Here is a 23543-nt window from a genome sequence, read left to right on the forward strand (position 1 = left end):
GGCTCCGGACTGACCTGAACGCAGTTGCCGGGGTCGCCCTAGTCACGCGTGCTTATCGTGAGACCGGGCCTTTCCAGTCGCGTGAAGTCAGTGCCGGCTTCCTTCAGCAGGGCGAGGGCATCCTCGTCCGGGTACGTCCCGCACGCCACCACTCTCTTGATCTTTGCATTAACGAGAATTTTCGCACACAAGATGCAGGGTGTGTGCGTACAGTAGATCGTCGCGCCCTGGATGGAAACTCCGTGAAGCCCGGCCTGTATGACTGCATTCTGCTCGGCGTGTATCGCACGGCAGATTTCGTGCTTCTCGCCGGAGAGAATCCCTCTCTCGTCTCTCAAGCAGCCCAGGTCGAGACAGTCTTTCGCCCCCGACGGTGCGCCGTTGTACCCCGTCGTGAGAATGTGCCTGTCTCTGACAACGACCGCTCCGACGTGGTGTCGCCTGCACGTCGAGCGCTCGGCCACGAGGAACGCGATCTTCGCGAAATATTCGTCCCAGGGGAGTCTTTTCACCTATATCTCTTTGAGTCCGAGTTCGTGTCGAGGGAACCTCTCTGCTTCGATGTTCCTGAAGAAGTAATAGTAGAGCACGCTCGAGAGCACGTACAGTATTATTGCAATAATGAATGGAAGAGTGTACGAATATCGCTCGATCAAACTCCCGCCGATTCGCACGCTCACGGCCCACGAGCCGGTCCAGGCAAGCAACAGCAGACTGTTGGTGACTGCGTGTTCCTCCTTTCTCACGGACTCCATGGCGAAATTGGTCGAGAGCGGCTGATTCATGTTCATCAGTGCCCCCCTGAGGAGGAATGACCCGACGACAACGGGAAAGTATCTTGACGCACAGAGTATCACCATGAAGGGAATGGACGCCATCTGCGTGATCACAAGGCTCCTCACCATACCTATTCTGTGCACCAGCGGCGGGCCCATCAGCGTCCCGGCCGTCATGAAGCACTGGAGCACTGCAAAGAGCACGCCTATTGTCTCTGCCGACGCTCCGAAGAGGTCTTTGAAGTACAGATTGAGGAAAGGAATGATGAGTCCCGCACCCAGGCCTACTATGAAAGTTGGAAGGCAGAACCTGCCGATGAGAGCCCAGTCGGTGTGCTTCAGATTTGCGAGAAATTCACCGTGCGACTTGAGGTCGGGCTTCTCCTCAACGATGGAGAAGAAAGGCAGCGAAGAAAACGCTATGAACAGGGCCGCGGTCAAGAGAGAGAGTCTGTACTGTTCGTAGCTGGTCGCGGCCATGACGGAGAACAGCCTGGGCAGGAAACCGCCCACCAGGCTTCCAACCAGGGCGCCTGCCGTGCTCACAGCGAAGTTCATGCTGAAAAGGTACATACGTTCCTTCTCAGTGCTGTGACGCATGAAAAAAGGGGCCGAGGCAATTCTGAAGACCGCCACTCCCAGGCCTCCCACGAACGCCGCCACGAGAATCGTCTCGCGATTTCCGGTAACTACCTGGACGGCGTAGCCCAGGGCGATCACGCCGGCGGAAAACGTCAAGACGGACTTGAACGTGAACCTGCCCATGATGAGCCCCATCGGGACCGCCAGAATGGCGGACGCCACTGCTCCTATCGAGAGTACCTTTCCGATGTAGGCCTCCGAAAAACCCAGTTCCTTGAAGTAGAGGTTGAGAAGAAGCGCGAACATGGAAGAGCCGGTCCAGAGGAGCAGACTCCCGACAAGAAAGGCCCTTGCGTTGGGTGGAAACAGGCGGAGATGTTCTACGTAGTCTTTGATACCGGAGAGAACTCTATCCAAAGGGGGACCTACGCGCCTCGAGCGACGCGTCATCAAGATGAGTTTCCATGTTTCAAACACGCACCGATTCGAGAACGGCAATGTGTCAACGTGATATCTACGGACAGAATCTGATTTTCTACGGGATGTGGCGCTTGGCAACGACGGTCGCCGTGAAACGTGTCAGAGTCTCCGTTCCCATAACGTTCCCGGGGCTATCATGCGAATTAAGTGTCATCTTTATGCCCACCTGAGCCGCCTTTCCAGTGAGAAGTTCGCCGAGCCTGTCGTCGCCGAGAGTGTTCACGTAGATAGTGTCGGCCGTGGCAGGCAGCAGGTGGATCTCCTCCTGCACGTATGGGGTTGTGCTGTAGGGATCGGTCTCGGTGTCGGCAACGAAAATCTCGAGCAGGACGTCTGCACTTCCTGTCTCATTCGCGAACTCCAGGTCCAGGTGGAGGGTCACACTCTGTACGTCCGTAATATCCGCGAGACCCTCGGTCAGGTTGATCTGCTGTGGTGGGGACTGGACTACGGCTACAGCGTTTGGCGGGATTATCGGGTTCTCGCCGTACGTCTGCGTCACCGCAGTAGAGTCCATGAAGCTCAGGAGGTCGACGTTGACAGTGAGAAGTCTGTCGCTGCAGCCGTACAAGAGCAATTGCGACAATGCGAGAAGCCCCATCATGGCGAGTAGTAACCTTTTCACTTCTTCACCCTTTGTTGAGGTTTAGCCACTTGTCTAGAGCAGTGCATGCTCTCAACAGATTTTCGAGCCGAACTCCGCGCCATGTACACGGAGACCCGCATTGAGACTGTCTTTCACAAAGACAACGAGAGAGCGAGATCGACTGCCCTGTCTCCGGTCAACACGCTGCTGCTTGTGATAAGCGCCATATCGAGTCCCACCACCCAGAGTCTGAATCCGGCTCCGGCGGAGAATTGGAGTTTTCCGTTGGCGTCAAGCCAGGTGCCGGTCCTCAGGGCCACGTTCTTCATCGCCGTTTCGCCGCCCAGATGGAAGGACGTCCTCGTTACGCCCTTTTCAATGTCAAATGCGAGTGTGTTCCCGCGCCATCGTTTTGCTGCGTTGAACACTACGAGGAGCGGCACAGTGCTCGTGTAATCGAAGTCCTCTGCCAGCGTGTATTTCTCGATGTCGTTCGTGGAATCGTCGAGAACTTGAAATTCTCTGTCCGCCTTCCAATGTATTTTCGTGACAACGTTCGTGAGGCCGAGGCCCACCTCGTAGCCGCCCCTGAAGGCCGAGGCCCCAAGGTCCAGGCCGGTGCCGTTTCCCATAATGCCAAAGCCGTCGTCGGGCAAAGACTTGATGATCATGCTCTCGAAGTCTATCCCGAGGGGTTCGTCACCGAAAAGGGTGTCTCCGGTGGTAAAGGAAACGATCGGATCGGCCTTTGCGTAGGCAAAGCCCATTATGTACTTGAACCTGCCGCCGGCAAAAACGGCGAGTTCGTCTGCGAATCTCGGGTCTTCCTTCTGGTCGCCAAGCACCGCATTGAGGCGCCTTGCATAGCCGACGCCCAGGGCGAGACCGGCCTGAGCTTCAGCATCCTCTTTCATGGAGTAACTCGTGTTGGGAAGAAAGTCGTCGCCTTCACCCAGGGCGTCCTTGAGTGACTGACTCAACGAGAAATCGCTCTTGGCAACGACGAGCGGAGAGAGGCCCGCAAAAACGCCCCTCACGTTCAAGCCCACTTCGGGCTGATCGAGTAACCCCCCGAGTTTGAACGATTCTTCGGGGACGACCCGAGCTATGTCTCCGAGGTCGATCGCCAGTCTGTCCCTCGCAATGTCTATTACTATGTCGTCCTCAATCACGTCGGGTTTCTTCAGCCGTAAGAAGACGGGAAAGTTGGTGACGAGATCGGCAATCTCAAAGGGATTGAAGTCCGCGTTGTCAGGGTCGAGCTCGGGTGGGGAAGCCAAAACCTGAATGATCCCGAGCGGGAGCGGAATGTTCCAGTGGGTCTTGCCTCGCGGCACGGCCCTGAAGGACACGTTTCTGTTCTGAGCTTCCGAGTATTCGGAAAGCACGACGCCGCCCATGCCCAGACGCCTGGCGTTAAAGGAGCCTGCACTGACAGGCGGAGGGATAAGTGTGCCGGAAATCAACAGTGATGCCGTGATAACCAAAGCCTGGGCGAGAATTCTACTTCTCACTTTCTCCTCCAAGTATCGGGCTTACTCCCAAAGAGACTTCCTCATAGGCGCCCCGAGCGATTCTCATTCACGTTTCATTGACGGTCGGGCGAAACTCGCACGAGAACCTAGCACGGTGCGGCGAAAATGGTCAAGCAGAATCGACCCACCACAAGTACTTGCGTGACCGGCGCCGTTGGTGTCACAGGCCCACGCGCAGCATAAAAGCAAAAGCGACCACCCCGTGAACCGGGGTGGTCGCTTCCTTCAAGCGAAGAGTCGCTCGGGACTAACGATAGAGGGTCTTTATCTGACCCCAGGTGCTCGTCGTAACGGCAGTCGGTCCGCCCGCTATGCAACCGTTGCCATTGGCAGCCTCCACACCCTCAGGTAGCAAGACTCGCGCCGAGCTGTTCGGAGCGGCGGGAGCAGTGACGGAGCTCTGGAGCGCGCTCGCCGTGTCGTTGTTGTAGACGGTGGCGATGACATCGATGTCCGGGCCGTCGCACGACAACCCTGTTTTGTCAACGCGCGAAGTGGTGGTCGCAGAACCCCAGGTCACGTAGTCCACGTCACAGACGTTATCCGAGATGCCGTCCCAGAAGAACAGCATTAGGAACTCGGACCCGTTCGTGAGCGTCGTGGCGCCCGCGGATATCACCGGCAAGTTATTGCCCACGTTGATCATGTCAGGAATCGTCGGGCTCGCAAAAGTGACCTCGTAGTCGGCCGTGCCCGCACCGTAAACGCTGTCAATGCCCGGGCCGTACAGGGCGACCACGATCGCGGCACCCGGAGCGATGCTGGCACCCGCCGGGAAACGCGAGCAGAAGTCGGTGTTGGTCGTGATCTGGTAGGTTCCCGAGGGATAGCTGTAGTACGAGAAAATCCCCCCCGTTGTGTACAAGGCGTCAGTAAGGTAGTACTTGGAGAGATCCACCGGCTCCGAAGTCGGATTGTAGATCTCCGCGAACTCTCTCTCCGAGCCCGCGACGGCGAACTCGCTTATGAGCAGATGGACGGCGGTCAAGGCCGGTGCAACGCCGGGAGTTGGTGCGCCGTTGGCCCATCTCGGGTTGTTCACTTCGCTGGTCTCGTCGTGTCCGCCTTTGGCCTGCTGAGCCAGAGCGGGCAGCGAAAGAGCAAGACCGAGCACGAGAACCATCATCAGAACTATGACGGACTTATGCAATTTCATTTTAAATTCCTCCGTATCTCAAAGATGCAAAACCATGATGAAAACACACACAGAGTTCTTACCGACAATGTTTCCCGGTGCCCACCTCCTTCATTGGTCTTCTCCACCTCTCTCAAAAAGAAGTTCTTTCTCACGAGATCGCATGCTGGAGCCGGCCTGAGCGACCTCCCGACTCGAGGTCGGCCCCAGCATTGCTTGTTTCAGATTACTTCAGAACCACCATCTTCATCTGGGCGACCTTGTCGGCTGCCAGGAGTTTACAGAAGTAAACGCCCGACGATACCGCGCGACCGGAATCGTTGCTGCCGTCCCAGGAAGCCTTGTGTGGGCCCGCCGCCATCGAAACTCCGTCGACCAGGGTCTTCACCAGTCTGCCCGAGATGTCGTAGACGTAAAGCCGTACTTCGGCCCTCTCAGGGATGCTGAAGGAGATGTTGGTCACGGGGTTGAACGGGTTCGGGGTGTTTTGCTCGAGAGCAAACACCTGCGGTTTCGGCTGAGTCCCGGGGTCCACGCCCGTCACATTGACGGTATCAATGTCGGCGTCTCTTCTCGGCTCGATTCTGTAGTTGTCGTAAACATAGTCAATGGGACCACAGATGTTCATCCACTTGCCGACCGTCGGGATGTAGCTGTAGTTGCCGGTGTGCCCGACCAACATCGTGTCAGGCGTCTGATCGGAAACGCGCCACTCACCGAACGCCTCGTAGCCTACAGTGTCAGCAACGAACACCGGGTTGCAGCGGACGAAGACGCCTTCGTAGCTCTCGGCGGTCGACGCACCAGTCCTTATCACGCTAGGATCGACCACGTCGGGTCCCGGTATTGTGTTACCGCTGCTCACAACACGCAAGTAGTCGACGGAAGTAATCTCGGTCTTGTAATAGTACTCGCTGACAAATCCCGCCACGATTATGCTGTCCCCTTCGGCGACAGGCGTCGGGATGCCTCCGTAGATCTGGACGCCGCTCCACGGTCCGCCGGGAGTGTTCTCGATGTAGCACTGCACGGTAAAGGCGCCGTAGTCGCCGGTCACTATGCCAGCAATCGTGGCTTCGTCGCCCGCGTACTGCGAACTGTCGTTCTCGGCCGACTTCGGAGTCTGCACGAGCGATATCGGGCAGAGGCCGCCCCTGAAGGAGGAGTTCTGAGCCGCAGGCATCACCGTGCCGCCCGCGCCCTTTATGCAGCAAGCAGTAAGGGTCTCGTACGTACCCGGGACCTGAGTGTCGGTCGTCAACGTCACGGTCATGGAATCGGCGCTCATGGTCGCCAGCGTGATGCTTGTAGCGCTACCCAGGTAGTAGTTGTTGGTGTTCTCGGCAGTCGTCTCGTCGAGCTTAGCATCGAACAGGGCGTCGATGGTAGTATTCGACGTGGCATAAGCCATGGCCAGATTCGGAGCCGGAGCCGCACCCAGGTAAACGATGTCGTCTCCGTCCCTCGGGACGATGTGGTACCTGCTGTTCTCGTAAGTGTGAAGTCCAGTTATCGAGACCAACGTGTCTCCGTTGTCAGGCGTGCCTGGCCCCGGGTTGATAAGCTTGTTGTTACGGACGTACATCGTATCGGCGCTGGTCGCGGGTGAATGAGGGTGGGCCTCAACCAGGAAGTAGCTCGTGGTCGGATAGGCCGGGTCGTGCTTCACAACGACCACGGTGTCGACCTTGACCAGAACTCCCTCCCATCTCTCGGCTCTGGAGGAATCCGAAAGAAGGAGACCGACGTCTCTGCACGAGAGCAGAACCGGGTCCGGGACCGTCGTATTCCCAACCTCTTCCCAGAGCCAGGAGTCATACGAATTGATCTCCGAAAGGGTACTGTACTCGGCATACACACCCGTCACGTTCATTATGTCGCCACGCTGAAGTCCCGTGGGGAACGTGGCGCCGGTGTAGCACAAGATACCGGAGAAGGGTCCGCCAGCCGCGTCCTGGGCCCAAAAACCGTAGGTGGCCGATGACACGTCAACGCCGGTGATTATTACGTTCATGGCCCTGACAGAGTCTCCGAGTACAATTCCATTCTGCAGAGTCTGGACGTCGCTGATCGAACAGTCCTGGGGCGGGTCCGCAGCTATGGCGATCATCCACGCTCCCAAGACAAGAAGCACCGTTGCAACAACACTAACTCTTTTCATCTTTCCTCCTTAACTGACGACGACGCAGATCCAACAATGTGAGCAGAAACAACTTTGGGCTAAGCATCACCTCCATGTGAAGTACAGAATTTTGACAGTTACACACGTTCGGCCCAAGTGTACGGGTGGGCTGTCCCCTTTGGCGGAGATCGTCTCTCGATCGAACGGCCAACTTTTTTACGGGTTTCCGTCCTGAAGCGCACGCCGAATAGCCGAATACAAGAAGGGTAGGTACGCTCCGTTGAAGGTCTCCGTCACTTTAGGGGCTTGTAATTCCCCTAACTTACTGAACCTATTATACAACAGAAGAGTGCCAATGTCAATTTCTTTCCGTTTCTGGGCGGGAATCACCGTCGTCCGTCCCCCGTAATGGTTCCCGTGAACGCCAGTATTTCCTTGATAAATCGAGAGATAGGACGCCTGAGGCCGACCGATTCGTTGTACCGACGGTCACAATCTGTGTACGGCCGGGGTCGGTTTGGCGTGTGGGGCTGGCCGATTCTTGGCGCCAGTGGTCACAACTTGTGGGCGAACCGCGTTCCCCGCCGGCACGCAGCACGGTCTTTTCCCGGAGGATTTTTCTAATCCGAACTGCAATAATAAATTAGGTCGTGGAATCCGTGCGCTGTTTGCCGGTTGGTCTGCGTGCGAGAGTCGACTGGGGTGAGTGTGGGGTCGTTACTACTTGATCCCGTGAGTCTTCTTGTATTCCAGCCAATTTTTCTTGAGCTCCAAGAAATCCTTGAAGCTCTTCCTCAAGAGAAAAGGATTTGTCCTCTTCTCCTGCCCGATGGTGGACGAAGGTGCGGCGCCGACGTCGTGGCCGGGCCAAACCTCGGTGTCGTCCGGCAGAGTCGTGAGCTTTTCGTTCAGGCTGCTATATTCCAGGCGCGCGCCTTCGCCATGATCGGTGCCTCCGACCTTGCCGACAAAGAGGGTATCGCCCGTCAACAGTCTGCCGGCTACGAGCAGGCAGACTGAATCGGGCGTGTGGCCGGGCGTGTGTAAGACCCTGGCCCTCAGAATCCCAATCTCAAGCTCGCTCCCGTCCTCGACCGAGATATCGTGTTTGGCCTTGGCGAGAGCGTGCATAACTATCTTGGCGTGAGTCTCCTTCTTGATGAGATCGTTTCCCGCGATGTGGTCGGCGTGATCGTGTGTATTCACAATGTATTTGACCGTCACGCAATGCGCCCCGATCCTCTCGAGAAGCTTTTCACATTCGAACGAGGGGTCAACAACGAGACCCACTCGTCCATCCTCATCAGCCAATAGATAGGCAAAATTTCTGTCGCCTCCAGCGGGAACTTGTTCGAATATCATCTCGCGATTTCCCTGATGAGCTCCCTCAGGAACGGCACTATTCGCTTGACGGTCTCACCCACCAGTCGAGTCACCTCGTCGTGGCTGAGTTCGCCGGTTCCTATCCCGGTGGCCAGGTTCGAGATGCAAGAGAGTCCCAGCACCTTGAGGCCCAGGGTGCGCGCCACCGCCACCTCGTGCGACGTAGACATACACGCCGCATCCCCACCTATCTTGTGCATGAATCGTGACTCGGCGGCAGTCTCGTAGCTCGGGCCCTTGGTCGTGCAGAGAGTCCCCTGATGGAGTACGATTCCCGTTCGCCTGGCGGCCTCTCTCGCCACTTCCATGTAGTTCCTGTCGTAGATGGCCCACGCTCTCCTCACAATCGGCTCACTTTTCCATCCGCATTGTCCCCTGAGGGGCGGACGGAACATCAAATCGATTTGATCCGTTACAAGCATTACTTCGCCCGGCCCGATTTTCTCCGTCAGGGAGCCACTTGCATTCGTGACTATCAATGAGTGAATGCCGAGCCCTGCAAGAACGCGCACCGGAAACACGACGTCTTCTATTGGGTGCCCCTCGTAGAGGTGCACCCTTCCCTGGAGGAAGGCCACGGTGGCGCCCCCGAGGCGCCCGAGGATAAGAAACCCGTGGTGGCCGTGCACCGACGGCACCCTGAAATGGGGGATCGTCTCGTACGGAATTGCACAGCCCAGCTCGATCTCCCGTACAAGCGGTGCAAAGCCGGAGCCAAGTATTACGCCCACAGACGGCAATAGAGAGCACTCTCTACGAATTCGTCGAACGGCGTCTGTCACCATCTGTTCTCGTTCGTCCCAGCTCTTCATCACGCACTCCAGTGCATTTGACGAGTTCCAAGGGGTCGCGACCCGAGGGCGACCCGGTAGCGACTCTCACATTGAGAGCGGCCTAAGGCTTTTCCTTCTCGTAAGGTACGCCGTCTGCGGCAGGGGGTATTGAGCGCCCTATCAGTCCCGCAAGAACAACTATGGTCGCCAAGTATGGTATCATTTGTATGAATTGAGTGGGGACATTTCGTCCTTGAAGCTGCATTTGCAGAGACTCGGCCGCGCCAAACATGAGGCAGGCGCCGGCCGCACCCAGTGGATTCCATTTTCCCACGATCATTGCCGCCAGCGCAATGTATCCTCTGCCGCTCGACATCCCATCCGTGAAGCTGTGCTGATCCATTGCAAGCCAGGCGCCGCCGAGGCCGGCCAGGACGCCACTCAGAGCGACTCCGGCGTAGCGCATACCCGACACGTTGACCCCCAGGCTCTCGGCCGCCTCCGGGTGCTCGCCGACCGAGCGCAGCCGTAAGCCAAACACCGACTTGAAGAGCAGAAACTGGGAAGCCACGATGACTACCAGGGTGGCCAGTATCAGTGGCGAGGAAAATATCGTTTCGATCACGGGAATGTCCTTCAGCAAGGGGATCTTCCACTCTGGCAGCCCGACGATTCTGTCCGAGTTGCTCGAACTTCCAAAAATGACTTTCAGAAGAAACCGCGTGGCTCCCATGGCAAGTATGTTTATCGCAAGGCCGCTCACAATCTGCTCTGCCTTGAAAGTCACGGTTACAACCGCATGTATCAGCGCGGTGGCCAACCCTCCCAGCATTGCGGCCAGGACGCCCACCCAGGGATTGCCCGTGTAATAAGTGGCGAGCACGCAGGTGAACGCACCGTTGAGTAGAATGCCCTCGAGGGCAATGTTCACGACCCCGCCGCGCTCCGAGAAGGTGCCGCCGATTGCGGCCAGCGTGTACGGCACGGATATGCGTATTGTCTGGGAGATGAATGTGAGAGCGATCATCCAATCCATAAACTATCCCAGGCTCTTCTTCTTGAGAGAAAGCACAAGCTTCCCGAAAACGTTTGTTCCAGCGATCACCACCAGGATCACGATTGCCTGAAGTATGTCCACCAATTCCTTCGGAACGATGGCGTTGACGACAAGCCCCCCATAACTGAGGGCGCCGAACAGCAAGGCCGCAAGCACCACGCCCAGCGGATGATTTCTGCCGAGAAGGGCGACCGCGATGCCCATGAAACCGATTCCCGAAGAGAAGCCCCCCTCGTAGTAATGCTTGTATCCCATCACGAAGTCCACTCCGACGAGACCCGAGAGAGCACCGCTCAGCGTCATCGCCGTTATCACGGCAGAGCCGACACTTATCCCGCCATACTCTGCCGCCGACGGATTCGAGCCCGTGGCTCTGAGCTCAAAGCCGAACTTCGTTTTCCACAAGAAGAGGTAGACGGCGACCGCGGCGCCGAGGGCGAGAAACAGGCTGAGGTTTACGGGCGAGCCCCTGAAGACCGGCCAGAACTCCTCCAATCTCGGAATCTGAGCCTGCGCGGCGATCCTCTGGGTGTGGACGGTTTCCGGAACGAAGTATACGTAGGTCACAAGATAGCCGGTGAGAGCCATGGCTATGAAATTGAGCATTATCGTGTTTATGACTTCGTGCGTGCCGAATCTAGCCTTGAGGTAGCCGGGGATGAACCCCCACAAGGCTCCCCCGAGAGCGCCGGCGAGGATGCAGAGCGGTACCAGAAGAAAGCCCGGAACGCCGGAGAAGGTGAAACCTACCCACGCTACGGCGAAGGCGCCGATGTAGAGTTGACCTTCCGCGCCTATGTTGAAAAGACCTGCCTTGAACGCGAGTGCGACGGAAAGACCCGTGAAGATGAGGGGGGTGGCCTTGAATAATACCTGGCCCAGGCCATAGAAGTTGCCGAAGGTTCCTCTCAGGAGGATGCCGTAAACAACTACCGGACTCTGACCTATTGCGGCTATGAACGCGGCTCCCGCCAGAAGAGCCGTTGCGACGGCAATAACCGGTACCGCTATTGCTCCGCTCAGCTTCTGGACCAACTGCCCGCGATCAAGTTGCCTAAGAATATCGTTCATTCAAAACCACACAATCGCGCTCGGGCACCCGCTGCAAATCCACTCACAATGCTCCGGTCATCATCATGCCAAGCTCTTTCTCGTCTGTCTGCCGGGGGTCGACCGTGCCGGCGATACGGCCGTTATAGATCACGGCGATCCTGTCGCTCAAGCTCAGGATTTCTGACAGGTCGGCGGAGACCAGCAAGATTGCGCAGCCGCTATCTCTCTGCGCGATGAGGCTTCGGTGTATGAATTCAATCGCCCCAATGTCAACGCCCCTGGTCGGCTGAGCGGCCACCAGGAGGACCGGGTTGCGCGAGAGCTCTCTTGCGACTATGAGTTTCTGCTGATTCCCGCCGGAGAGCGACCCCGCCGGAAGCTCCGGAGCCTGCGGCCTTATGTCGAAACGCCGGAGCACGGCCTGCGCGTTTCTTAGGATGGCATTGCGCTTCAACCACAGTTTTCCGGCGTACGGAAGCCCGAAGTGCGAGCCCAAGATGAGGTTTTCTCCGATCGTGAAATCGGAAATCAAGCCGCGCTTGAGGCGGTCTTCGGGAATGTGCGCAATCCGCAGTTTCAAGATTTCCTTTGGCGAGAGATTAGTGATATCCCTTTCCAGAAGTCTGATCGCCCCCGATGTGGGCCTCCTCAAGCCGGTGATCACTTCCACAAGCTCCGTCTGGCCGTTGCCCTCAACACCGGCTATGCCCAGAATTTCTCCGGAGAAAACCGACAGCGAAATTCCCTTCAGCTTCGGCACCTTCGACGCCCCCAGAGCGTGGACGTCCTCAAGATCGAGAACGACATTCTTCCTGACGGCCGGCCCTTTCTCCACTTCGAGCAGAACCTTTCTTCCCACCATGAGCGTAGCGAGTTCCTCGGTAGAAGTGTCACGCGTGTTCACGACGCCCACGACCTTACCGCGTCTCATGACCGTGACCCTGTCGGAGATATCCATCACCTCGGTCAACTTGTGGGTAATGAAAATGATCGTCTTGCCCTGCTCCTTGAGCTTTCTCATCACGGAGAAGAGCGCCTCGGCTTCCTGGGGGGTAAGTACCGCCGTGGGCTCGTCGAGTACGAGTAACTCGGCGCCCCTGAAGAGAATCTTCACTATTTCCACGCGCTGCTGGGCTCCCACGGAGAGTTTCTCCACGAGCGTGTCCGGCTCGACGGCCAGGCCGAACTTCTGAGACAGCGCGGCAATCTTCTCTCTGGCGGTCTTTGTGTCCAGCACGACTCCGGCCCTAACGGGTTCCGACCCGAGGATAACGTTTTCCGTGACGGACAGCGGCGGTATCAGCATGAAGTGTTGGTGGACCATCCCTATTCCCAGGGAAATGGCGTTGGCGGGGCTCTTGATTTCCGCGGGTTCTTCCCTGACGAATATTCTCCCGGAGTCGGCCCTGTACAATCCGTACAGAATTCGCATGAGCGTGGACTTGCCCGCGCCGTTTTCGCCCACCAGCGCGTGTATTTCTCCCACACGCACATCGAGATTCACGCAGTCATTGGCTTTCACGAGGGCGAAGCGCTTCGAGATGCCCTCCATGCGGACAAACGGGGTAGAAGGGGAAGCTGAGCGGACATCAGGTGGAAGGAACAACAATCTCTCCGGAAATTATCTTCTCCTTGAACTCTTCAACTTTGCTGCGTATATCATCACCGATTAGCTCTCGATTGTTACTGTCATAGACGTAGCTGATTCCACCCTCGGCGACTCCCAACATCTTCACGCCACCCTTGAACGTGCCGTTCTGAACGGACTTGATGGCCTCGTAAACGGCCACGTCTACGTCCTTTATCATACTCGTCAGCACGTGTCCCGGGGCTTCTGCGTACTGGTCAGAGTCAACGCCGATCGCCAGCTTGTTCATTTCTCTGGCCGCCTCGAACACACCCAACCCCGTCGAACCCGAGGCGTGGAATATGATGTCGGCACCCTTCGAGTACTGGCTCAACGCGAGCTCTTTGCCCTTGCTGGGGTTCTTGAAGGCGTTTGCGGTGACGCCGGCGTATGCCACGAAGACTTCCACGTCAGGCTTCGCGTACTTGGCGCCGGCCAGGTAGCCCGCTTCGAACTTTTTTATCAAGGGGATTTTCATGCCGCCCACGAACCCTATCTTGCCGGTCTTACTCTTCAACGCCGCAAGGGCGCCCACGAGGAAAGAGCCTTCCTCTTCCTTGAACTTGAGCGCGAGAAGGTTTGGCGGGATTGTCTGATCGGGGCTAACGGCATAGTCGACGCACGCGAACTTCTTGCCGGGGAAGTCTTTTGCAATGACGGTCACGTCGTCGGTGAAGAGAAATCCTGTTCCGAATATCAGCCCGGCATCGCCGCTCGCGAGAAGCCTCAAGGCAGACTCTCTGTCGGCTCCTTCGCCGGGCTCTATGTATTCGAATGTGACACCCAGCTCCTTCTTGGCTCTTTCCAATCCTCTGTAAGCCGAATCGTTGAAGGACTTGTCGCCCCTGCCTCCGACGTCGAACACAAGCCCGACCTTGAGGGGAGAAGCAGAGGTTTGTGCCTGTTCCTCCGATTGTCCGGGCTCTTTTTCCTTCTTGCCGCAGGAGATCGACGTCGCAACGAGCAGGACGAGGAGGGTGAAAAAGAAGGGTCCGGTGTGTTTCATCTCTTTGCACCTGTGTGTGTTTTGCCGGGGGCGTGCCGATGAAGTGTGCGTTTCTTGGCGCGAGAGCGTTTTACCGCCCGCGCGGGTGTTTTCTGGAGAGGTTCGAAGCAATTACGGCACCTCGCCTCGTAGACGTCGAAGGCACCCACCACGATTCTCTCGTCGCTGGCGACCTTCCGCTGGGTCCTGTTAGCCGGGTTGCCGCAGACCACACATATCGCCAGGGTCTTGGTTATGTACTCTGCTACGGCAAGAAGCTGTGGTATCGGCTCGAAGGGCTTGCCCCTGTAGTCCTGGTCGAGGCCGGCGACAATTACTCTCTTTCCTCTGTTTGCAAGCTCCTCGCACACTTCAACGAGCTCGGGTCCGAAGAACTGTGCCTCGTCTATTCCCACGGCGTCGGACTCGCTTGCCTTCTCGAGGATGTCTCTGCAATCTGCGATTTCCTTGGAAGGAATGCGCTGAAGGTTGTGCGAGACTATGTACTCCGTGCCGTATCTCTTGTCTATCTTGGGCTTGAATATCGCGACCTTCTGCCTCGCTATCTGGGCTCTGCGCAATCTGCGTATCAGTTCTTCGGTCTTGCCGCTGAACATGCTTCCGCATATGACCTCAATCCAGCCCACGTTTTTTGGTACGATGTTCTCAGTCATCTTGCGTCTTCCAAACAAGCAGCAAGTCTTGATGCAGTCTTGTGTGCGGCGTAAGAGGCCCGAGGCGGCCCCGCGCAGAGTGGCCTCAACGCCCCTACAGCAACGAACGAATCTTGGTCTTCAGAAGATCGATGGCGACGATGTTGTGACCTCCTTCGGTGATTATGATGTCCGCGTACCTCTTGGAAGGTTCCACAAACTGGAGATGCATCGGCCGCACACTCTTCTCATACTGGTCGATTATGGACTCGATCTTCCTGCCTCTTTCGTTCAGGTCGCGTCTCAGTCGCCTGATCAACCTCACGTCGGGGTCGGTGTCTATGAAAACTTTTATGTCCATCATCCGTCTGAGCTCGGAGTCGTCCAAGATAAGAATCCCCTCGAGCACGATCACCAGGTGCGGCCCCATCTTCTCCTTTTGTAGGCTGCGACGATGCTGAGTGAAATCATATATGGGACGCTCTATCTCGTCGCCGCGAAGTAGCCTTTCGAGGTGATCCCGTAGAAGGAGCATGTCGAAAGCGTCAGGATGGTCGAAGTTCTGCTTCGAGCGCTCTTCGTAAGGCAGATGGCTCAAATCTTTGTAGTAGGAATCCTGCTTTATGATGGTGACCTTGTCGGAGCCGAGTTCCTTGTCTATAGTGTCGGCGACGAGCGTCTTGCCTGAGCCCGATCCGCCTGCTATCCCAATCAATATGCCACGACTCATAAGACTCCTGTCTGCGTCACGAGCTGGAATCGCTCACAATGTCCACGTTGTCAACGACGCCCACGATCACCGTTCTCACGGGTCCCCTCTCCATTCCCAGTACTTGCGATGCGGCGTTGCCCTCATCGGCCACCAGCACTACGTCTCCGCTACCTGCGTCCACGCTGTCCACGGCGAGCACGGTCTTCCCCGTGGGAGCCAGGGAAGAGTCCAGGGGTCGAACAAGGAGAATCTTTCTACCGTGGAGGTCGTTATGCTTTATTGTTGCAACTATCTTGCCTACGACCTGCGCAAGGAACATCTTTGCATCCCGCTAACGTCTCTACGGAGACGGAATTGTGTGCCTGAACCAATTCGGCGATCTCGTCGACCTTGTGCTTTTTCTCCAGCAGGTTTACCACGTCCGTGTCGAGAATGTGAATGGAGGTCATCTTCCGCACTCTGTCAAACCACTCTTCGTAAGCTTCGTCCAGAATCCTCAAATAATCGAGCGTAATGGATTTCTCGCTTTCCCTCCCTCTGTTCTTGATTCTCTCGAGAAGGCTTTCGGGCTTCGCCTTCAGAAATATTATCAAATCGGGAGGTCTGATGAAATCGAGCATCGCGTCAAAGAGAGCCGTGTAGTTGGCGTAATCCCTGTCGCAAAGGTGGCCGAGACGGTTGAGCGTTCTGGCAAACACCTCCGCGTCTTCGTATATCGTCCTGTCCTGGATGAAAGAGATGCCGGCCTCCAACATTCGCTTCTGGGCTTGAAATCTCTTCGAGAGGAAAAAAATCTGGAGGTGAAAACTCCAGCGATCCATGTCGGCGTAAAAGTCGTCAAGATAAGGATTGTCAATCACAGGTTCGTAGTATGCGTGCCAGTTGGTGCGCATGCTGAGCTCTCTCGTGAGGAGCGTCTTGCCAGCGCCTATGTTGCCTGCAATCCCGAGGAAGAAGCTCTTGTTTTTCACTGTAGGTATCCTCACGTTTCTTGTATTTCAGATTCGTCAAGGACAGCCACGTACGGGAGGTTTCTGTATTTCTGGGCCAGATCAAGACCGTAGCCCACCACGAACTCGTTGGGAATTACAAATCCGACGTAATCGATCTTGATGTCTACCTCTCTCCTTTCTCGCTTGTCAAGAAGCGCACATATCTTGAGCGACTTGGGAAGCCTGGCCTGCAGCACCCTGCATATGTAAGCCAACGTGAGCCCGCTGTCGACGATGTCCTCAATGATCACCACGTTTTCGTCGCTAATGTCTCTTTCCAGATCCTTGAGGATCCTCACAACGCCCGAGCTCTTCGTGAGGTTGTTGTAGCTCGAGACGGACATGAAGTCGATTTCCGGAGAAATGGAGACTTGCCTGACGAGGTCCGAAAGAAAAATGAAGCTGCCGCGCAGAATGCCGATGAGTACGGGAGATTTTCCTTTGTAGTCACGAGATATTTCGGCGGCCAACTCCTTGACGCGCTTCTGTATCTGTTCCTCCGTGAGTAGAACCTGCATTGCCTTCCTCACAACGCGTGGCTGTGTCCTGAGTGGTTGTGGCTTGAGAAAAACATGCGTCGGAAACTGAAGCTCGCAAGGTGCCTCGAACTGAGAGCCCGCTTGACGGCTCCTGATGGCGCGTGTATAGTTCAGATTCGCGCCACGGGAGAATCTTCCGCGTCGAAGGGTTCTCTTGACCGCTCGTAAGCTCTGCGGGCAGTCTACAACGGGCACCAACTGGGTGTCAACTGCTAACTCGACGTGTCTTGGACGTGTGCATCCGCGGGCACTATCGAGCGGTCAGGTGCGTCCGAATCCGTCGGTGAATCCCTCAAGGAGGACATTCTGAGTAGCTCTCTTCTGCTCAAGGGCGGCACAATCGTGACCATGAACGCAAAGCGCGACGTGTTCGCGGGTGACGTCCTCATAAAAGACGGGATCATCGCCGCCGTCGGTGGGGCGTTGCAGGAAACCTTCGGCAGTGCGGGGAGGGTGATAGACGTCGGTGGGTGCTACGTGCTTCCGGGATTCGTACAAACCCACGTTCATCTTTGCCAGACGCTTTTCAGGGGGTTGGTCGAGTACGCAGGCCTCGGAAAATGGCTCGAGCGGGTCTGGAATCTCGAGGCCGCTCACGACCCACGTTCCATGTACTATTCCACGTTGCTCGGTTGCTGTGAGTTGCTCAAGAGTGGGACCACGTGCATTCTGGACATGGGGAGCGTCCACCACCAGGAACACGTCTTTCGTGCTTTGAGCGAATCGGGCATGAGGGCGTTCGCCGGGAAGGCGATGATGGACTGCGGTGACAGCGTTCCGGCGGGATTGAGAGAGTCGACGCGGCAGTCCCTCGAAGAAACCCTTGGCCTCATCTCGCACTGGCATGGGGCGAACGACGGGAGAATTCGCTACGCCCCAGCCCCGAGATTCATGGAGAGCTGCAGCGACGAGCTTCTGAGAACCGTCTCGGAAAAGGCGCGCGAACTCGGCCTCTTGATTCACTCACACGCCGCTGAAACCGAAGAAGAGTTGAACAACTGTAGGATCAAGCACGGAGTGAGTCCGGTAGCTTTCTTACATTCAATCGGCCTCACCGGAAGACACGTCGTGCTCGCTCACTGCGTGCACCTCGAGACCCAGGATTTCGGAATCCTGAGCGACACCGGGACCAAAGTTGCTCACTGTCCGTCCAGCAACCTCAAACTATCCTCCGGAATAGCCGACGTCGGTCGCATGCTGCGTTCCGGCGTGAAGGTGTCGCTCGGATGCGACGGCGCGCCCTGTAACAACAATCTGGACATGATCACCGAGATGCGCCTGGCGGCACTCTTGCAGCGATACCTGAACGGGGACGAATTCCAGTGGGCTCAGGCAGTCCTGGAGGCTGCCACTCTTGGTGGAGCGGGGGCGCTGGGTTTGAGCGACACGATCGGCAGCGTCGAGCCCGACAAGAAGGCCGACATTACCGTCATAGACGTCACTCGCGCTCACGCGTTCTGCGGCGCCGACTGTGATCCTAGTGCGAGAGTAGTCTTTTCTGCAAGAGGCTCGGACGTGAAATTTGTGATAGTCGAAGGTCAGGTGCTGGTCGAGAACGGCTCTCTGACGAAACTTGACGAGCAAAAGATCGTGGCGCAGAGCGCAGAGGAGTTGAAGAAGCTCGTTGTTCGCTGCAATTGATTAGGGACTCAATCAGAATCCGACGGAATCCGAATGGGCTGGAGGACCGCGTGGAAAAAGAGAAGATCACCCCGGGAAGGATAAGGGAAGTCATAAGGGAAGTCATGAGTGAGATCGCATCCGACCGAAAGCCCTCGGTGCCGAGCGGCTCCGAACGCGCGGGCTCGGGACGAAAGGACAAGGTCTCGGCGCCCGGAAGTGCGCAAGCCTCTCCCAAGACTCATTGCCGCGTTGCCATCGGCGCCGATCATGGGGGTTTCAAGCTGAAGGAGACGCTGAAGAAGTATCTAGAGGAAGAACTCGGCGTCATCGTAAAGGATCTGGGAACCATGAGCGAAGGGTCCGTGGATTACCCCGACCTTGCCGTGGCCGTCGCACGAGCCGTTGCCGCGGGAGAATGCGAGAGAGGAATCGTCATAGATACGATGGGGATAGGTTCTTCCATCGCCGCCAACAAGGTCAAGGGAATCCGAGCAGCCCTCTGCCATGATGTATCAACTGCCAGAAGCAGCCGTGGTCACAATGACGCCAACGTCCTCGCTCTCGGCTCCAAGGTGGTCAATCCGGGCCTTGCCCGCACGATGGTGAGAGCATGGCTCTCGACTTCCTTCGAAGGAGGAAGGCATGGCCTGAGAGTCCAGAAGATAATGGCCGCAGAAAAGGGATGAGTCGGCCTATTTCGGGCCGCGCCAAGAGAAAGCAGAGATTTTTTGCCGGGAAGTCTCCAAATTTTGTTGACGAAGATTGCGATACTCTGCTAGTGTCTCTGTCGTCAGTAATAGTAGACGGGGGGGGGTGGAAAGGGTTCCTCGCTCGAGAGGGTGCCTCATTGTGGCTCAGGCCATGGTTTCTCCCCACCATGTTTAGCCGTATCAAACCAGTCTTCCAGAAGAGAGGAGCTGTCTAACGTGGCCGCTTCCTTCAGGTCATCCTGTACCGCAAAATCCTCAATCGCAGTTTTTCTCGTGTTGGCAGTGCTTTTCTGGACCTCTGCTGCACTTTCTGCAGACGTGGGTCGTATCCTCGGCAAGGTAACCATAGGAGGCACAGGCAAACCACTCGCTTTCGCCAACATCGTTGTCCTAGGCACACAATATGGCGCCACGTCTAGCGGCGACGGTGAATACATAATCATCGGCATACCGCCGGGGGTGTATTCAGTTCGCGCCACATACGTGGGCTACACAACGGTCACGAGAAAAGACGTGGAGGTACGTCCGAATCAGGCCTCGAGAGTGGTTTTTGAGTTGCACGAGGGTGCGGTCGGTTCCGGCGAGGAGATCATCGTCCGTTCTGTCCGGCCCATGGTTGAGGTCGATGTGACTTCAACGTCCAGAACAATGAGCAGCGAGGAGCTCAACAATCTACCTGTTGGAGAGACGCTGAGCGACGCGCTTGCCACCCAGGCGGGCATCGTCAGCTCCAAGGACGAGTTCCACGTTCGGGGCGGCAGAACCGACGAGGTCGCCTACATAATTGACGGAGTCAACATGAAGGACGCCCTTTCCGGGAGCTCCACGGGCGAACAGTTGAACGCCCGCTCCGTGGCTGAGATGAATGTGATAACGGGAGGATTCAGCGCGAAGTACGGGCAAGCCCTTTCGGGCGTGGTCGACGTGAAAGTGAAAGAGGGGAGTTCCGCTTACCATGGCTACGCTGCTTACTCCACTGACAAGACGCCCTTTTTCAACTACTATAACTACGACTACCTGAATTTGCAGGTTGGCGGCCCCGAGCCCCTGACCTCATATTTGCTGCCCAAACTTCACGTGCGTCTGCCCGGGCAGATCACGCTTTTTCTTGATGCTTCCGGCGAAGTCTCCGACACGTATCTTCCCGACATAGGTGACCTTCGGAAGCAGACCAAGCTCACCGGATTCTCTGGATTGAGTCGGGTGTTGTTGCCCTGGTACAGGGCGTACGCGGGAGACGCCAGGCTTATTTCCAGCTACAAGGACAGTTTCTTTGGTAAGGAATATGGCTACGGTTCCTTCTTCTCGCCCAGAAGCGACAACAACTGGAGAGCGCTGGGGAAACTCGTGTGGAAGCTGAATTCCAACAACAAAATCGGGATGTCGGCCACCAAGTGGCTCAGCATAGGTGAAGGTTTCACGGAGCACGACATCGGAGAAGTGTCGCAGAACGTCAGCAGCTACCCGTGGTATTGGAGCAAGCGGCTCGATCACTACTACACGCTGACCAACGATCAAAACAGCTTTTCTGCGTTTTGGAGACAGACTCTGAGCAAATCCAGCTATCACAATCTGCAGATTTCCAGGTACTTCAGCGCCAGCCATAGGGACGTGGCCGGAAAACGCTGGAGCGAGTACGAGCAGCCCGACGACGCGGCTCTCCCGGACAGCCTCAACTCAATCTATTTCACCGACAGCGGGGACGCGTCTGATTGGAGAGACAGATACATTGAAACCTGGTCTCTCGATTGGGACGTGGTGAAGCGTTTTGAACCACATCATGAGGCGAGCGTCGGACTTGAAAGCAAGTACGAAGATGCGCAGTACATCAGCATCTCGAACCCGTGGGAGTACGACCCCGATGGATTGGGCGGGCAGCACGACATCTTTCACGTGTATCCCAACAAGGGCTCCCTGTACGCCGAAGACAAACTTGAATACGAGGGGTTCATTACGAGCCTCGGTATGAGATACGACTACTGGTTCCCGGGGGAGGCGGTCGAGAGGGCGGTGGCCGACACAACGAACAAGAACATCACGTCTTACACCAGAGCGAACTTCTATCACGATACCCAGGAGCTTTTCGGCCACCGATTCAAGGCCCACCTGAGCCCCCGTCTTGCGGTGTCGCACCCGATTACAGAGAGAGACAATCTCTTCTTCAACTACGGCCATTTCACGCAGTGGCCCACTTACTTCTACGTCTATTCCAAGATCGCTTCGGTTTCCAGTGAGACTTATCCGAGAATAGGTAATCCGAACCTCAACCCTGAGATTTCCGTTCAGTATGAACTGGGCGCCAGGCATCAATTCAGCGACGACAAGGCCGGCGACATTACGATCTTCTACAAAGACATCTACGACTATCCGACGGCCACTGCGTTCACGCTGAAGGCTGGGATAGACCCTTCGACGGGTCAGCCCCTCCTCACGACGTTTTTCATCTACAGAAACGTGGACTACGCGCGTTCCAGGGGCGTGGAGCTCACGTTCAAGAAGAGAAGGGTGCAGAATCTTTCGTACGCTCTTACGTACACGTATTCGCTCGCGACCGGTAAGAGCTCGGATCCGAACGCTGCAAAGTTGGTGCAGGAAGCCGGAGGCGACTTCAGCGAGGCCAATTTGGGCGAGGTTTACATGTGGTGGAACAGACCTCACAAGCTTACCGCCTACATGGACTACCGAGTGCCGCTCGACGGTCCCTCGGCTTCGATCCTTGGACTCAAGATACCGCCGGGTTGGGGACTATATCTATATTGGTACATCATGTCCGGTGAGGCTTACACTCCGCAGGATTCGGGAGGCCGGAATAGCGCCGAAGAGTACTCCCGCAACGGTCCTTACGAGAGCCTACTGAACATGAAGCTGACAAAGGCGTTCAAGCTGGGAAGTAGTACGTTCGAGGCAGTGCTCCAGGGATGGAACATTCTCGATAGAAAGAACACCACCCAAGTCGATCCTCAGACCGGCGAGCCATACACGGTTGGTAAGGGGTCCATGCTCACCGACAACTCGGAGTACTACAGAATTCAGTATGCCAATCCCGGTTACTGGGGAATACCCAGAAACTTTAGGATGGCGATTTCTTATGAATGGTAACGGCGTGCAGGGCGCTCGGGTGTGGGAGTCAACGCGCTTTGTAGGTGACACGGAGAGGTAATGAGAAAGTTTCTTGTGAGACGTTGCTGTCGTAAGGCATTGAAAACTACGGTTCTCTCGATAGCTGTCCTTTCGGTGGCGGTTGCTCTCCTCTGTCCGAGTCTTGCCCTCTCGCAAGCGAGTCTGGGGGGGCAGAGAGTGGGGACCGCTTCGGGAACCTTCCTCAAGCTACCTACCTCTGCGCGTGGGACGGCTATGGGTGGGGCGTACGTAGCTTTGACGGACGACGCCGCATCTGCCGGATGGAACCCTGCGGGGCTGGCTTCGATCACGCAGAAAGGCTTCTCGGTCTCGTACGTCCAGTGGTTTGCAGGCATTGACTACACGTTCGCCACGTATGCCCAACCGTGGCCCTGGTTCAGCGGTTCAGCGGGCGTCTTCTTCGGCTCTCTCAGCACAATGATGGATGAAACCTCCGAAGACATGCCGTACGGAACCGGGCGAAGATTCGCCTTCAACGACTGGGTCGCCGGAGTTTCCCTTGCGAGAAGGCTGACGGACAAGCTCCTCGTGGGTGCAAACATCAAGTACTTCAGGGAAGAGCTGGGAACGGACGTGGGCGGTCCCGTGACCAACACGTGGCTGCTTGACGTGGGGACTAAGTACTACGTGGGACTCAGCACCGTGCGGATGGCCATGCTGCTCAGGGATTTCGGCCCCGAGCTCAAGCCGTCGGGCACGTTCACCGGCACGTTTGACGGCGCCACGGTCACACAGGACTATGAAGGCTTCACGACTCCGACTACGTTCAAGTTCGGAGTGGCCTTCGACCCGGTGCAACGAGATCCTCACAAGGTCACGGCCACGCTCGAGATGAACCACTACGCCGACAACGCGGAAACCATCAGGGCGGGTCTTGAGTATACTGTGGCCGACATCGCGGCCCTGAGAGGTGGCTACGATCTTAACTCGAACGTTATGGGGCTTTCGCTCGGTGCCGGGCTCAAGGTCAAGTTCGCCGGCGTGGGTGGCACCCTGGACTACTCCTACTCGAAAACCGAATACTTGGGAAACGTGAACATCTTCAGCATGAATCTGTCTTTCTAAGAGGAGTCAAGCGA

Annotated in this window: 21 protein-coding genes; 4 read left to right on the forward strand and 17 right to left on the reverse strand. The window is 56.6% G+C overall.

The features are described from left to right. Positions 1–38 precede the first annotated feature (38 nt). From NTX17_10955 to hpt, 17 genes are all read right to left on the reverse strand, one after another. Positions 39–512, reverse strand: coding sequence for a dCMP deaminase family protein (locus tag NTX17_10955; protein MCX5801886.1), 474 nt, complete (start codon positions 510–512; stop codon positions 39–41). Continuing rightward, the gene (locus NTX17_10960; protein ID MCX5801887.1) at positions 513–1775 is read right to left on the reverse strand and encodes an MFS transporter; all 1263 of its coding nucleotides are present in this window, start codon (positions 1773–1775) and stop codon (positions 513–515) included. A 118-nt stretch (positions 1776–1893) separates the two neighbouring features. After that, positions 1894–2463 (reverse strand): hypothetical protein, encoded by a 570-nt coding sequence (locus NTX17_10965; protein MCX5801888.1) that lies wholly within the window; start codon positions 2461–2463, stop codon positions 1894–1896. A 113-nt stretch (positions 2464–2576) separates the two neighbouring features. Next, positions 2577–3938: a hypothetical protein gene (locus NTX17_10970; GenBank protein MCX5801889.1), complete on the reverse strand. Its 1362-nt coding sequence runs from the start codon at positions 3936–3938 to the stop codon at positions 2577–2579. Positions 3939–4206: 268 nt separating this feature from the next. Next, positions 4207–5115 carry a lamin tail domain-containing protein gene (locus NTX17_10975; protein MCX5801890.1) on the reverse strand — a complete coding sequence of 303 codons (909 nt, stop codon included), beginning with the start codon at positions 5113–5115 and terminating at the stop codon, positions 4207–4209. Positions 5116–5320: 205 nt separating this feature from the next. Next, the gene (locus tag NTX17_10980) at positions 5321–7255 is read right to left on the reverse strand and encodes a T9SS type A sorting domain-containing protein (GenBank protein MCX5801891.1); all 1935 of its coding nucleotides are present in this window, start codon (positions 7253–7255) and stop codon (positions 5321–5323) included. A gap of 681 nt (positions 7256–7936) precedes the next feature. Beyond that, positions 7937–8578, reverse strand: coding sequence for an MBL fold metallo-hydrolase (locus tag NTX17_10985; protein ID MCX5801892.1), 642 nt, complete (start codon positions 8576–8578; stop codon positions 7937–7939). Then, on the reverse strand, positions 8575–9411 hold the full coding sequence (locus tag NTX17_10990; protein ID MCX5801893.1) for a purine-nucleoside phosphorylase: 837 nt from the start codon (positions 9409–9411) through the stop codon (positions 8575–8577). Before NTX17_10990 ends, NTX17_10985 begins: the two co-directional genes overlap by 4 nt. A gap of 82 nt (positions 9412–9493) precedes the next feature. Next, positions 9494–10408 carry an ABC transporter permease gene (locus NTX17_10995; GenBank protein ID MCX5801894.1) on the reverse strand — a complete coding sequence of 305 codons (915 nt, stop codon included), beginning with the start codon at positions 10406–10408 and terminating at the stop codon, positions 9494–9496. Between the two features lie 3 nt (positions 10409–10411). Then, positions 10412–11500, reverse strand: coding sequence for an ABC transporter permease (locus tag NTX17_11000; protein MCX5801895.1), 1089 nt, complete (start codon positions 11498–11500; stop codon positions 10412–10414). A 43-nt stretch (positions 11501–11543) separates the two neighbouring features. After that, positions 11544–13034 (reverse strand): ABC transporter ATP-binding protein, encoded by a 1491-nt coding sequence (locus tag NTX17_11005; GenBank protein MCX5801896.1) that lies wholly within the window; start codon positions 13032–13034, stop codon positions 11544–11546. Between the two features lie 37 nt (positions 13035–13071). Further along, entirely contained in the window at positions 13072–14115 is a 1044-nt protein-coding gene (locus NTX17_11010) for a BMP family ABC transporter substrate-binding protein (GenBank protein MCX5801897.1), read from the reverse strand. Continuing rightward, entirely contained in the window at positions 14112–14768 is a 657-nt protein-coding gene (locus tag NTX17_11015) for a thymidine kinase (GenBank protein MCX5801898.1), read from the reverse strand. Before NTX17_11015 ends, NTX17_11010 begins: the two co-directional genes overlap by 4 nt. A 94-nt stretch (positions 14769–14862) precedes the next feature. After that, on the reverse strand, positions 14863–15477 hold the full coding sequence (udk, locus tag NTX17_11020; GenBank protein MCX5801899.1) for a uridine kinase: 615 nt from the start codon (positions 15475–15477) through the stop codon (positions 14863–14865). Between the two features lie 16 nt (positions 15478–15493). Continuing rightward, entirely contained in the window at positions 15494–15778 is a 285-nt protein-coding gene (locus tag NTX17_11025; protein ID MCX5801900.1) for a EutN/CcmL family microcompartment protein, read from the reverse strand. After that, on the reverse strand, positions 15729–16430 hold the full coding sequence (locus NTX17_11030; protein MCX5801901.1) for a deoxynucleoside kinase: 702 nt from the start codon (positions 16428–16430) through the stop codon (positions 15729–15731). The genes NTX17_11025 and NTX17_11030 overlap by 50 nt, the downstream gene beginning before the upstream one ends. Before the next feature lie 11 nt (positions 16431–16441). Beyond that, entirely contained in the window at positions 16442–16969 is a 528-nt protein-coding gene (hpt, locus tag NTX17_11035; GenBank protein ID MCX5801902.1) for a hypoxanthine phosphoribosyltransferase, read from the reverse strand. A gap of 243 nt (positions 16970–17212) precedes the next feature. On the opposite strand from hpt, the gene NTX17_11040 reads away from it, so the two are divergent. The 4 genes from NTX17_11040 to NTX17_11055 all read left to right on the forward strand — a co-directional run bounded on the left by NTX17_11040 (position 17213) and on the right by NTX17_11055 (position 23529). Then, positions 17213–18631 (forward strand): 5'-deoxyadenosine deaminase, encoded by a 1419-nt coding sequence (locus NTX17_11040; protein MCX5801903.1) that lies wholly within the window; start codon positions 17213–17215, stop codon positions 18629–18631. Between the two features lie 236 nt (positions 18632–18867). Continuing rightward, on the forward strand, positions 18868–19299 hold the full coding sequence (gene rpiB, locus NTX17_11045; GenBank protein ID MCX5801904.1) for a ribose 5-phosphate isomerase B: 432 nt from the start codon (positions 18868–18870) through the stop codon (positions 19297–19299). A gap of 240 nt (positions 19300–19539) precedes the next feature. Then, positions 19540–22422, forward strand: a complete 2883-nt coding sequence (locus NTX17_11050) for a TonB-dependent receptor (GenBank protein MCX5801905.1) — start codon at positions 19540–19542, stop codon at positions 22420–22422. 60 nt (positions 22423–22482) lie between these two features. Next, entirely contained in the window at positions 22483–23529 is a 1047-nt protein-coding gene (locus NTX17_11055) for a PorV/PorQ family protein (protein MCX5801906.1), read from the forward strand. Positions 23530–23543 lie beyond the last annotated feature (14 nt).

The sequence above is a fragment of the Candidatus Eisenbacteria bacterium genome (assembly GCA_026388185.1).
In the GTDB taxonomy this organism is placed as follows: domain Bacteria; phylum Eisenbacteria; class RBG-16-71-46; order JAFGJU01; family JAFGJU01; genus JAPLKG01.

Coding starts and splice junctions, on each gene's coding strand:
- NTX17_10975 (MCX5801890.1), bottom strand. CDS start 5,115: ATGAAATTGCATAAGTCCGTCATAGTTCTGATGATGGTTCTCGTGCTC.
- NTX17_10980 (MCX5801891.1), bottom strand. CDS start 7,255: ATGAAAAGAGTTAGTGTTGTTGCAACGGTGCTTCTTGTCTTGGGAGCG.
- NTX17_10985 (MCX5801892.1), bottom strand. CDS start 8,578: ATGATATTCGAACAAGTTCCCGCTGGAGGCGACAGAAATTTTGCCTAT.
- NTX17_10990 (MCX5801893.1), bottom strand. CDS start 9,411: ATGAAGAGCTGGGACGAACGAGAACAGATGGTGACAGACGCCGTTCGA.
- NTX17_10995 (MCX5801894.1), bottom strand. CDS start 10,408: ATGGATTGGATGATCGCTCTCACATTCATCTCCCAGACAATACGCATA.
- NTX17_11000 (MCX5801895.1), bottom strand. CDS start 11,500: ATGAACGATATTCTTAGGCAACTTGATCGCGGGCAGTTGGTCCAGAAG.
- NTX17_11005 (MCX5801896.1), bottom strand. CDS start 13,034: ATGGAGGGCATCTCGAAGCGCTTCGCCCTCGTGAAAGCCAATGACTGC.
- NTX17_11010 (MCX5801897.1), bottom strand. CDS start 14,115: ATGAAACACACCGGACCCTTCTTTTTCACCCTCCTCGTCCTGCTCGTT.
- NTX17_11015 (MCX5801898.1), bottom strand. CDS start 14,768: ATGACTGAGAACATCGTACCAAAAAACGTGGGCTGGATTGAGGTCATA.
- udk (MCX5801899.1), bottom strand. CDS start 15,477: ATGAGTCGTGGCATATTGATTGGGATAGCAGGCGGATCGGGCTCAGGC.
- NTX17_11025 (MCX5801900.1), bottom strand. CDS start 15,778: ATGTTCCTTGCGCAGGTCGTAGGCAAGATAGTTGCAACAATAAAGCAT.
- hpt (MCX5801902.1), bottom strand. CDS start 16,969: ATGCAGGTTCTACTCACGGAGGAACAGATACAGAAGCGCGTCAAGGAG.
- NTX17_11055 (MCX5801906.1), top strand. CDS start 22,483: ATGAGAAAGTTTCTTGTGAGACGTTGCTGTCGTAAGGCATTGAAAACT.